This is a genomic window from Bacillus sp. FJAT-27225 (assembly GCF_001685025.1).
In the GTDB taxonomy this organism is placed as follows: Bacteria; Bacillota; Bacilli; order Bacillales; family Cytobacillaceae; genus Bacillus_D.
On record NZ_MAYU01000025.1, the window covers coordinates 1 to 12,507 of the forward strand.

8 protein-coding genes are annotated in these 12,507 nt (G+C 41.7%); 5 read left to right on the top strand and 3 right to left on the bottom strand.

What is annotated here, in order from left to right; all coding sequences use genetic code 11:
- Positions 1-399: 399 nt before the first annotated feature.
- Positions 400-861, bottom strand: coding sequence for a CarD family transcriptional regulator (locus A8F94_RS22630; protein ID WP_175384501.1), 462 nt, complete (start codon positions 859-861; stop codon positions 400-402).
- Positions 862-1,161: 300 nt separating this feature from the next.
- Here A8F94_RS22630 and A8F94_RS22635 point away from each other — a divergent pair, with 300 nt between their 5' ends.
- From A8F94_RS22635 to A8F94_RS22650, 4 genes are all read left to right on the top strand, one after another.
- Positions 1,162-3,984: a M14 family metallopeptidase gene (locus tag A8F94_RS22635; protein ID WP_066206130.1), complete on the top strand. Its 2,823-nt coding sequence runs from the start codon at positions 1,162-1,164 to the stop codon at positions 3,982-3,984.
- Positions 3,985-4,383: 399 nt separating this feature from the next.
- A complete protein-coding gene (locus A8F94_RS22640) occupies positions 4,384-4,959 on the top strand; it encodes a hypothetical protein (RefSeq protein ID WP_066206133.1) in 576 nt (191 codons plus the stop codon).
- Positions 4,960-5,255: 296 nt separating this feature from the next.
- Complete coding sequence (ftsZ, locus tag A8F94_RS22645) at positions 5,256-6,527, top strand: cell division protein FtsZ (RefSeq protein WP_066206135.1); 1,272 nt, start codon at positions 5,256-5,258, stop codon at positions 6,525-6,527.
- Positions 6,528-6,757: 230 nt separating this feature from the next.
- Positions 6,758-8,806 carry a glycoside hydrolase family 3 protein gene (locus A8F94_RS22650; protein WP_066206138.1) on the top strand — a complete coding sequence of 683 codons (2,049 nt, stop codon included), beginning with the start codon at positions 6,758-6,760 and terminating at the stop codon, positions 8,804-8,806.
- Positions 8,807-8,916: 110 nt separating this feature from the next.
- Here the strand turns inward: A8F94_RS22650 and A8F94_RS22655 are convergent, their stop codons facing one another.
- On the bottom strand, positions 8,917-9,756 hold the full coding sequence (locus A8F94_RS22655) for a polysaccharide deacetylase family protein (protein WP_066206141.1): 840 nt from the start codon (positions 9,754-9,756) through the stop codon (positions 8,917-8,919).
- 152 nt (positions 9,757-9,908) lie between these two features.
- On the opposite strand from A8F94_RS22655, the gene A8F94_RS22660 reads away from it, so the two are divergent.
- Complete coding sequence (locus A8F94_RS22660) at positions 9,909-11,126, top strand: putative glycoside hydrolase (protein WP_077247870.1); 1,218 nt, start codon at positions 9,909-9,911, stop codon at positions 11,124-11,126.
- Between the two features lie 389 nt (positions 11,127-11,515).
- On the opposite strand, the gene A8F94_RS22665 is transcribed toward A8F94_RS22660, so the two are convergent.
- Positions 11,516-12,427 (bottom strand): plastocyanin/azurin family copper-binding protein, encoded by a 912-nt coding sequence (locus A8F94_RS22665; protein ID WP_066206144.1) that lies wholly within the window; start codon positions 12,425-12,427, stop codon positions 11,516-11,518.
- Positions 12,428-12,507: the final 80 nt, after the last annotated feature.

Sequence of the window (12,507 nt, forward strand, 5' to 3'; positions counted from 1 at the left end):
CAAAAGGGGTTCGGAATGAGACCATTCCGAACCCCTTTTGTCGACAATCTGGCAGACTCTTTATAGAGTCTGTTTTTTTTATTTCTTCTTATAAAAACAAGGAGCCCCACTCAAGATTGAGTGGGGCGCATATAAACATGTAAATCAAACGGTAAACCAAGTGTACCACATAATCACGAATTCTCCTAATTACGCCAGGGAATGATTTGCATTTCTACATTGTAAGAATTGCACCAACATAAAATTTTCCTAAAACAACAAAAAAACTGCCATTTTTGAAAAGGCAGCGGACATTATGCTCTAAAAGTAAGTTGAACAAGTTGAATGTTTAATAATAATCGTATTCCCGTAAAACTCAGAATATCTTCTGGAGATGTATTACATTATCTATAATTAACCTTAAGAGAAACTTTTTATCTGATGTTCAGTGATCCCTTTAATTAATTCCAGTTCACTAATCAAAAATTTATGTGCGTTATCTAACATTTTGCTTTCGCTTGTATTAAGTGCTTTTTCTTTCTTCATACGCATTAAATCACGTACAACTTCGGCACCTTCTTGAATTTTACCCGTTTTAATTTTATCCGTGTTCACTTTATACCTTTGTTTCCACGGCAATAATCTATCTGATTCTCCATGCTGAAAAATGTTTATTATGTGTTTTAATGCAGCTATGTCAGTAACTGGGCGTATACTTGAACTCAATATTTTACCCGTAGGAATCATGACTTGCATATTACTGAGTATCAGTTTTATGACATAATAATGTTGTTTTTCCCCTGATATTTCCTTTTCTTCAATGGCTTTAATTATACCTGCTCCGTGCATTGGATAAACGATGTTATCGCCAATTTGAAACAAATAATCCACCCCTTCATATATCATTTTAATGATACCATAAATTTTATATTTTATCAAACTTTTAATGATATCATAAATTAATTTTAAAAGTCAACTAATTTTTCTTTAGAAAACAGAAAAAAAAACAATAGGAATTGTGTCGGATTTACCAATAAAGGGTTGTTCCTTCTAGCTTTAGGATCTTCTAAATATGTCGAGAAAGACTCTATGTTTTCCATAAAATTCGGCAATAATTTTCCGAATCTTCTGTTATATTATTTCTGGTTGTCTATAAAACATTACATAGAAAGGGATGATTCAATGAAAAAGCATTTTTCAGGATTGCTAGCATTGCTTATGATGCTGTCAATATTTGCCCAAACAGCATTCCCTGTTTCGGCAATTGAAGCAGCAGAAGACTTCAATGTAGTAGACTTGGAGACAAGCAGAGATTTATTTTCCATGACTGAGGTTCGAACTGTCGAGGTACAGGCTGATTTTGGCAGGAATGTTGATTTAACTAAATTACAATGGACATTTGGCGGCAAGAGCATTTCTGAATGGAAAAAATGGACAAGCGGTAATAATTATAATGGGGAACCGTTTATTTCAGTTAAAGAAGCACCACATTTTGTAGATGGAACCACGACTGTTAAGGCAACCTTGGAGTTTGGACTGCTGTTTAACAGGGAGAATGTATCATCAGTTAGGACTCGATATCCAGCGTTTATCGGCGACTATGAATTGGCATTGGTTAGTCCTGAAAATAAGGCAAAGGCTGCAAAAACTGTCACACTTAATGTTTACGATCAGTTCCTTTTTTACGATCAGCTAAAGCCTGAAATCGATCAAATTTTTGCCAAAGCTAAGGCAGACCCGGACAATAATCGCTATCTCGAATATCAAAGCCTTGGTAAGACAGTGCAGGGGCGCGATCTTCATTTTGTTATATTGTCTAAAGATAAAAGTGCTGTCGATAAGTATTTAAACGAAACACTGCCAACCGCATTAGAAAATCCGGAAAGTTTAATCAAGAAATTAGAAAACGGGACGATGGGCGACTATCAGGTGCCAGTTTGGATGAACAATATCCATCCGGATGAAGCAGAAGGTGTCGATGTTTCCGTAGAATTACTCAAAAAGTTCGCTCTTGAGGATGAGGTCACTTTTAAAGCTGGCAAGGGAGCAAATGAATCAACCGTTAAAATGGATGTTGACGAGGTTTTGGATGATGTTATCTTCCTTTATATGTTTACGAACAATCCTGATGGAAGAGTGGCCAATACAAGGGCAAACGCCAACGGCTTTGACTTGAACCGGGATAATCATTATCAAACTCAGGTGGAAACACAGCAGGTTACTCAGGTTATCGCCAAGTGGACGCCATTGTCCTTCATTGATCAGCATGGGTATGTTTCCGGGTTTTTAATTGAGCCAACAACACCTCCTCATAACCCTAACTATGAGTATGACCTGCTTTACAACACGATGATTGATCAAGCCAATGCGATGGGACAAGCAGGGATTGGCAATTCAAAACTAACATCTTATTTTATTCCTGCGGAAGCATGGGCTGATGGCTGGGATGATGCGACTCCTGCTTATACCCCTATGTATGCGATGCTTCATGGTTCATTGGGGCATACAATTGAGGTTCCTGAGCTTAGCCAGAACGGCTATCGCGCAATGGAAGGGGCAGGATTGGGAGCTGCACATTTTGTTACCGAAAACAAAGATCAATTATTTAAAAATCAACTGGAGATCTTTGCCCGCGGTGTCAAGGGTGAGGATAATCGTGCAGTGGATCCATATTTCGTTAATGCGAATGGCGAATCAATCGGCCGGGTAAGGGGAGAACATGCCAGCTACTTCCCGGATTATTATGTGCTTCCGGTAGATGAAAAAGAACAAAAAAATACCCATGAAGCGTATAAGATGGTCCAATATTTACTCCGCAATGGTGTAAAGGTTGAGCAAACAACAAAAAATATGATGGTAAATGGGAAAATGTATCCGAAAGGAACATTTATTGTTCCAATGAAACAAGCGAAACGCGGGGTGGCGAATGCGATGCTCAGCAAAGGAGAAAATTCCTCAGACTGGGCGGCCATGTATGATCCGATTGTAACCAATTTCCCGGATCTGCGCGGCTTTGATGTTCATGCCATTCGTATCCCTAATGCCTTTGCAAAAGATACTTCAAAGGTTGAAAAAGTGACATTGCCTACTGGTCAAATAATTGGTAACACACCGAAACAAGTATTGGCCAATACGAATAATGACACTATTAAACTAGTTAATGAATTGTTAAAGCATGGGGTTATGGTGGAAAAAGCAACTGAAACAAAAGCAGGCATCAATAAAGGAGACTTTATCGTCAATACGAAAGATCTTCAGGCTTATGGGAAAAACTATTACTTTGAAGCCACACCTGCAGGCACTACTAACCAGGTAAAAACAGAACAATTGCGCCAGCCAAAGGTTGCAGCCACAGGATCCAACCAACTTAATTTTTCGTTAAGGGAGCTTGGATTCAACCTGGTGCCACAAGAGGAAGCTGACGTCATTATTAGCATGGGGGGCAGTTTTAATCCAAACGGCATATCCGGTAAATCGTTTGTAGGCATAGGATATTCTGCTGTCAACGCTGTTAGAAGCAGCGGAGCACTCCCGGGACTAGCGATAAGTAGAACAGCAGGCGGCCATGAAGGGCTGGTTAAAGCCGTCGTTAATGACCACATCCTGACTTCCGGCTACGAGAAAAATGAATTGCTCTATACAACACAGGGGGCCTGGATAACCTCCGTTCCGGAAGATGCAGAAGTATTGGCAACCTTCAGTGACGCTGATGATTTCTATGTTTCCGGCTGGTGGCCAGGACACGAAAGAGCGCAGGGCCAAACTCTCGCTATTACGAAAAATTTTGAAGACGCCACGATTACCTTGTTCGCTAATGACCTTGCCTTTAGAGCGCATACACAATATAGCTATCGATTAATTGCAAATAGCATCTATGCTTCCGTCGGCACCGAGGTTATGAAGAATGGAAAAGGAAAAGGAAAGGTAAAGGGTAAAGAAATCAAGGCTCAGAACAATATCATAGAAAAATCCTTCTTTGAAAGAGGCCGCGACCGTGAAAATTAATAGTGGGAAATAAGTACGATGGCCGTTCAAATACCGGTAAAGGAAAAAGACAATTATTATGAAAAACATCGTTTGGAGCCAAACAATTATTAACTAGATTGTCAGGAAAGAATTTTTTAAGAATATACTAACCATTTGACCTCAGTTCACTCATGAATTGGGGTCATTTTTTTATAATTATTATATTGGGAAGGATGTGAGATAATCACACGCAGGCTTTTGTAAAGTATAATTGAGACATTGGTGAATGTAGACTGGGTGAGTACCTCTATGCAAGAGATGAGAAAGAAGCAGAATCAGTTGATGATAGTGGTGAAAATCACAGCATCATAGACGGTGCACAAAATTTTTTCTTTACCACTCAGTAATGTGGGGGTTGTTAGTGGAGGTAGTGAAAAAATGAAAAGATGTTTGGTCCTCTTCATTTGTTTGTTGGCAATTGCAGGCTGCAGTCGGAATATGGAAAGTCAGAGTGAGGGTGGCAAGGCTAGCGGGATGCAATCAGGTAAGTTATTGCCGCCGATCACCGCTAATCTCGATGTAATCGAGGAACCGCTCAGCCGAGATCAAATGAAAATGAATTTACATGTGAAATTCGGGAATCCCGAAGCACAGGCCAAAGCCGTCTTTGAGGCATCCGGTGTCATCCAGAATAGCAAAGCGGGAAAAACGGTCCTTACTGAATGGACGGAGGTCCAAGAAGGGGAAACCGTATCTATCCCTATTACTGTAAAAGCTGAAGAGTTTGGCCAAGGCAGTATTAAAATAAAGGTAGAAGCATACGACCAAAATGGCAAGTTTAAATATTCCCTGAATCCCACTCAATACTTTTTGGTCACAGAAGAAGAAGTGCTAACCGGCAAAAATGGGTTTACGGAGTTGGAACTGCAGCATCTCAATTGTTTGAAGGAGCAAGGTAAGATCTCCGATAAGGAATACGAAAGCCGCAAAGAAGAAATAATGAAGGGGAATTAACATGAGACCACCCGTCTACTATAAAGTAATCGGGTGGTCTTTATTTTTATAATTTAGAAAGTATTTCCTTCCTTTTGTTCCCTTGGTAGGAATTTAACAAATTAATGATTTTAAAATAAAAGAAAGGTCCAATTATAGGATATATGGTCTCATGAAGTATGACACTTTATTACTGTAAAATTACAGTTCTTTAACAAATTGCAGAAATAGACAAAGTTTCCATGACTGTGTCGAATTATATATGTATAGTGAAAAATAGGTGCAATAACTGAAGCAAAGGTAGGGGGACTATATATATGCTAGATTTTGAAACCAATATCGATCAACTTGCTACTATAAAAGTAATTGGGGTTGGCGGTGGTGGAAATAATGCCGTGAACCGGATGATTGAGGACGGCTTGCAGGGAGTGGAGTTTATTGCCGTGAATACAGATGCGCAGGCTCTCAACATGTCAAAAGCGGAGGTCACGATGCAAATCGGCAGTTCGTTGACAAGGGGCCTGGGGGCGGGTGCCAATCCTGAAATCGGCAGAAAAGCTGTCGAGGAAAGCAGACAGCAGATCGCGGATGCCCTGCAAGGTGCCGATATGGTGTTCGTAACGGCCGGAATGGGCGGCGGAACCGGGACCGGAGCTGCGCCGGAGATTGCCCGTATCGCGCGCGAACTTGGCGCACTTACAATCGGAGTAGTGACTCGTCCGTTCACTTTTGAAGGCCGAAAGCGGGCACAAAATGCGGCAGCCGGAATTGAAGCGATGAAGGAAGCCGTTGATACCTTAATCATTATTCCTAACGAGCGGTTGCTGCAGATCATAGACAAAAAAACACCCATGATTGAAGCTTTCCGTGAGGCGGACAGTGTTCTCAGGCAGGGTGTCCAAGGTATTTCCGACTTGATTGCCGTGCCTGGAGTGATTAACCTGGACTTTGCTGATGTAAAAACAATCATGTCCAACAAAGGAACTGCGATTATGGGAATTGGAATGGCTTCAGGCGAAGATCGTGCTGCTCAAGCTGCCAAAAAGGCTATCTCCTCGCCGCTCCTTGAAACAAGCATCAATGGTGCCAAAGGAGTGCTGATGAACATCACCGGCGGTACCGATCTTAGTTTGTTTGAAGTCCAAGAAGCGGCCGATATTGTGGCGGCTGCAACAGATGACCAGCTTAACATGATTTTTGGATCCGTCATCAATGAAAACCTTAATAAAGAAATCATGGTGACCGTGATTGCGACCGGATTCGATCATGATGAGAAGGAAACTCCGCCGTCAAACACATCGCGCCGTAATGGAGATATAAATGCCAATTCACGTGAGCAATACCAGGCTCAGTCGAGACAGCGAGAGCCAGTTGCCTATCAAGAATCAAGGAATAATTACGGCAATGCCCAGTCCGACAGGTACAGTCGATTTGGCAGCTACGGCCAACAGGAAAACTACAACCAATCCAGTTATCACAGCCAGCCGCCTGCCTACGAAGAGCCCGCGAACTACGAACGGGATACCCAGCAGCAAGACGACTCACTTGATATTCCATCGTTCTTTCGCAATCGAAGGAGAAGGCAGTAAACTAACGAACAAAAAGGCCAAATCGTTAACGATTTGGCCTTTTTGCAGCTAATTAAAATAATCTTGGTTGAAGCAAGGATATTTTTCTTGCTTCTTTTTAATGCGTTATATCCAGGGGTGTAAGGTAGTACAGTAAACTGGCATTTTTTGATTTTTTTGGATGAATTATCTGCTAATAAGAGACAGTAAAAATAGTTGGATACTATTTATCAATAAAGGAAGTGTTTTTAGTGGGTTTAATTCTGAAGAAAATAATTTCTTCCTCTTTAGTTGTTTTTTTAACGCTTTCTTCGTTTGTTTTCCAAGTGAGTGCGGAAAAAAGACAACAAACGGCGCCGCCTGTAATCGATGCTAGAGTAAAACAAAAATTAACGGTTGATGGAATGACCTTTAAGGACTTAAATGGGAATGGACAGCTAGATCCTTATGAAAACTGGCAGCTTTCCGATAAGGAACGGGTACGGGACTTGGTTTCTAAAATGACTTTGGAGGAGAAGTCAGGACTGCTGCTCATACCTGAGTTTCCTAAGTTTCAGGAAGGGAAGCTCGTCCTTCCGAATAAGATGCTCGATCAGAGTACCCGTTATTTTATTTTTCGTGAATTTCCTAGTGCAGATATGATTGCAAATTATAATAACCAGCTTCAGGAAGCAGCAGAGAGGACAAGGCTAGGGATTCCGGCTGTAATTATATCCAATCCAAGAAATCATGCTTCGACTGCTCCAGATATACAGTCTCCCGGACAGTTTTCATACTGGCCAGATCCCTTGGGTCTTGCCGCTACACGCGATTTGAATCTTATTTCGGAATTTGCACGAGTTTCTGGAAGAGAGTTCAGGGCTTCAGGTATACGTAAACTATATGGGTATTCAGCAGATGTGTCGACCGATCCAGAATGGCCAAGGATTGATGAAACCTTTGGTGAAGATCCAAGGATTATTTCAGATATCATTTTTAGAATTGTTAAAGGGTATCAGGGTGATATCCTTAATGAAAACAGTGTATCCACTACTGTTAGGCATTTCCCAGGCGGCGGGGCGCGTGAAGAAGGGAAGGATCCTCATTTTGAAGAAGGCCGATACAATATTTATCCGACAGAAGGCAGTCTAGTGAGGTACCATATTCCGCCTTTTCGGGCAGCGATTGAAGCTGATGCAACGTCAATCATGCCATATTACGCGTATCCAAGTAATGAAAGTGTGGAACAGGGACTGCCAAGGTTTAGTGCAGAACAGCAGTTTGAAGAAGTTGGCTTTGCTATGAACAGAAGCTTTATTACCGACTACCTTCGGGGCCAGCTTGGCTTCCTAGGCTATGTAAACTCAGATACGAGTGCCGTTATCGACAAAGCGTGGGGGGCACTAGATTTGCCAGTTGAACAAAGGTTTGCAAAAGCCTTGAATGCAGGAACGAATATATTCTCTGGAGTTGCGAACCCAACTCCAATTATTTCGGCCGTTAACCAAGGATTGGTAAGTGTAGATAGAGTAAACCGGTCTGCAACCTATTTGCTGACTGAGATGATGAAGCTGGGCCTTTTTGAAAATCCTTATGTAGACCCAAATAATGCTCTTAAAGTTGCGAATGACCCTGCTTCACAAGAACGTGCTGATTTGGCGCATCGCAAGTCCGTGGTATTAATGAGGAATGACAATAAGTTATTGCCCTTAACGGATGAAAAAATCCAGGGAGCTAGGCTTTATGTGGAGATGTTCCCCGGGGGATCAAATGGAGCAGCGACACAAAGGCTTAGAGAAACAATTCGGAACTACGATAAGAGTATTACGTTAACAGACAATCTCGAGAACGCAACGCATGCTCTTATCTGGATTATGCCGAAGCAAGACATATTAAAACGCTTCCCACAGTTGTTAATCGGCCCTGAAACTGAAGTCAGCCAAATTGATAGAATCAATCAAATACAAAAGAGGGTTCCCACAATTACGGCTATAAACTTGAGAAGCCCATGGCTGCTCAATAATGTTGAGCCAAATGCTGCATCCTTTATTGGTACTTTTGGAACGAAGCCAGAAGCGTTAATCGATGTTATCCGCGGCAGATTTAATCCTGTTGGGAAACTTCCTTTTACGATGCCGGCCAACCAACAGGCAGTCGACAATGAAGTGGGGGATATCCCAGGATTCAGGGAAGATCCGTCCTATGTTTACCGTACGAAGAACGGGGATGAGTATACTTATAATTTCGGTCTCTCCTATAATACGGAAAGAAATGAGCGGAATGGCTTCTTCGATAAATTGAAGGATTTTTTTGGTCAATAAATGGAGTAAAATCTTCCTAGAACAGGAATTGGTTATAAAGCGTTTGGCCAAAAATATGAAAATTAGGAATAAAAAAACTCAACAGACCCATCCAGGCCTGTTGAGTTTTTTTACCCATTTCCTCTTTCAGGGACCTCTATCAAATTGGGGTCGGCAAAGGAATATCCTTTGGACTGCAGGCCTTTGACGATATCCTCAAGTGCGTCTTTCGTCCACTCGCGGTCATGCATCAAAAGGTTTGCACCATTGGTAAGGTACGGGCTGTCGACCATGATTTTAGCCAAAGCATCGGGGTTCTGGTATTGCTTCTCCCAGTCATAGCCATACGTCCAGTTCATAAGCAGCATGCCTTCCTGCGCGGCAATCTCTTTGGAATAATCTGTATTCAAACCGAAAGGCGCTCTAAAAAAGGCAGGGGAAACACCTGTGATTTCTTTTACCCGCTCATTCAGGCTGACGATTTCCTGCTTCTGTTCCTCTTCTGAAATTTTAGTCAGAGTGGGATGCGAATATGTATGGTTGCCAATGGCAAAGCCCATATCATGGATCTTTTTCAATCTTTCCTCTTCTTCAGGAGTGTCAAGAAAATGCCCATTTACGAAAAAAATCGCTTTTACGCCAAGCTTGTTGAGAATCTCTGCCATTTCAAGCGAATGCTTATCAGGTGCATCGTCGATTGTGATGAGGACATTTTTTTCCTCGGTGCCATCCAGCCGTTCGATGACCCAATTGGCGTTATTTAGCTTATAGATTGGCTCGTTTTTTTCGACAGCTTCCTCCGTATTTTCTTTAGTAGACACTTCTTTTTCCTCCGTTTTTTCTGCATTTCCCGTTTTCACGGCTTCCGCGGAGGGTATAGGTTCTGTGTCTCGGGATTCATTGCTTTGCTTGGTTCCGCTGCATGCAGCAAGCAAGATAGCGGCAAACAAAATGGGAATAATTGATTTCAAACTGATTCCTCCATTATGCTTATTCTACTATCTTCATACCCAATGGAGTAGGGAGAAACTCATATTTTTGCAACATTTCCGACGAAATTCGAACTATTCTTCGAGTTTCGTATTTATAATAGATAAAAAGACTTACCAGAGGAGAAATCGAAATGAACTACAAAACTCTTATCATCTTATTGGTTTCTTTCCTGCTAATAGGATGCAGCAGCAATCAGGGGCAAAGTGCTGGCCAGCCACCGCCGACAGCCGCAACCACGCCCGAAAAACCAGAAAGTGAATTGGCTGAAGAGCCCGTGCCTAAAAAGAAAGAGCCGGAAGGTTTTAAATCCCCATTTTCTTTTGATTACCCGGAAGATGGTGTAAAAGGAATCTATGTGACCGGACCGACAGTGAGCGTTTCAAGGTTCGATGAGCTTGTGAATCTTGTTGAAACGACTGAATTGAACAGCATGGTCATCGATATAAAAGATGATTTTGGTTTACTGCAATATCAGCCTGAAGAAGGCTCACCTTTCGAGGAGATTGGCGGCCCATACATAAAAGATCCTGCAAAACTATTAAAAACCTTAGAAGAAAAGAAGATTTATCCAATTGCCCGCGTGGTGGTCTTTAAGGACAACCACCTTGCAGCAAAGAGGCCGGACCTTAGTTTTACCGAAAACGGCAAGGTGTGGAAAAATGGACGAGGCGAAAGCTTTGTCAATCCGTTTATGAAGGAAGTATGGGAATATAACGTGGAAATTGCCAAAGAAGCAGCCAAAATGGGCTTCAAAGACATCCAGTTCGATTATGTTCGTTTCCCGGAAGGATTTGAAAAAAGGGATAGCACGCTTAAGTATTCCGAGGGAGATTACAGCCAAGTGGAAAAAGATAATGTCCAAAAAAGGGTCGATGCCGTCACCGATTTTGTTGCATATGCAAAGAAAGAACTCGAGCCTTACAATGTAGATGTCTCGGTTGATATTTTCGGCTATGCAGCCACTCTTCCGGAAGCTCCGGGAATCGGCCAGAACTTTTCCAAAATCTCGGCCAATGTGGATGCCATCTCCAGTATGATTTACCCAAGCCACTGGACAAGCTATTTCGGCATTGCAAAGCCTGACCTGCAGCCGTACGAAATCATTAATGAGTACGCAAAGCATGAAAATAAGGTATTGGATGCATTGGAAAACCGCCCGGTCTCAAGGCCTTGGATCCAGGACTTTACCGCCAGCTATCTAGGAGCAGGGAACTATAAAAAATACGGAAAAGCTGAAGTGGAAGCCCAAATCCGTGCTTTGAATGAAAATGGAATCAACGAATTCCTACTATGGAATGCAGCCAACCGCTATACAAAAGGAGTAGACTATACTCCCCTTACACCTTAGATAACGCACAATTTTTAACCCTTTGTTCCTGTGAAGCTTATTCTTGGTATCTTTCCTTAATGCTCGGTCCTGACCAGCATAAGCCACTCCAATAGCGGGAGTTCTTTGCCTTCAATTCTTGAGCGGCTTTTGACCTCGGGTGATGGGCGCTGGAGACAGTTATCAAAGTGTAGAAATGTATGCTCCCATATCTTATGAAATTGACCGCAAAGTTTTTTGCGGTCTTTTCTCATTTGCTCCACATCTGTCGGCGAGGTTAGCTGGTCCTTCTGCACGTCAACAAACAACTTCTCTCACTGTATTACCATTTAAACTTTCTCTAGATTTGACACATTATAATTCTCCTAATAATTTTAATAGAAAATGAAAGGTATCCATATTAATTTTTATTACTCAACAAGAATTGTACCTTTCATCCCTTGTTCGTTATGCCCTGGAATGGAGCAGTAAAAATAGTAGATTCCTGTTTTTGTTGGGGTAATAGTTAGTTCGGCTTGAGAATGCGGGGTCGCATGAAGATGGAGTCCGCCACCATGTGATAAATGCTCCTGATGTCCCTCTTCTACGGGCATCTCTTCAATGACAATATCATGGTCCACGTTGTCATGATTGATGAACGTAATGATGTTTGCTTTGTTCTTGGTAAGCTTTATTTGTTTTGGCGAGTAGGTAAACTTAGACGGTTTAACCGTAATTGTAATCCTATTTGCTTTGCTGGCGGGCTCTTTTTTGTGAACAACCGGGCTAGAAGGGGATGAGTTATTCGATTTTGAAAAAGCTAGATCCGTATTCAATTTTTCACCAAAGTAAAAATATGTTCCCAAAATTAGAAAGGTGAGAAGAGGCTTTAGTATCCACCTTTTAAAATCAATTGTTGAATCAACTGTTTTAGATAGAATAAAAAAAAGCAGCAAGGAACTAACAGATAGAGTTAGGAAAATTTTCATTAGTACAATGGCATGAGTATTGGATATCATCTCACCAAGCATCGCCCCCATCATGCCACCCATCAGCCCTGCCATTACACCTTCAATTATTGGAAGCAGGCCAAGTGCAATACCTGCCGAAGCACCCGCTGTAATTCCAGCCACAACCGATATAATCGTAGAGGCAAATAAATTCCCTTTTAAAAAGAAACCAAAAAATATTCCTGCTGCAATACCAGTATTCATGCCAATCGCCATAGAAAGGGCCATCGCGGCCATATGGGTAATCCTTTTCCGATACAAAAAGGATAATGTGATTGATGCTAAAGTGGTGGCTATAAGAGTTCCTAATACAAAATAATTAAAGACAGCCATAATAATCCCTCCTATTCAACACATCTTATGTCCAGAAGAGACAGGCCATGACCAAAATGTTTAATTTAAAAATTCTAAAA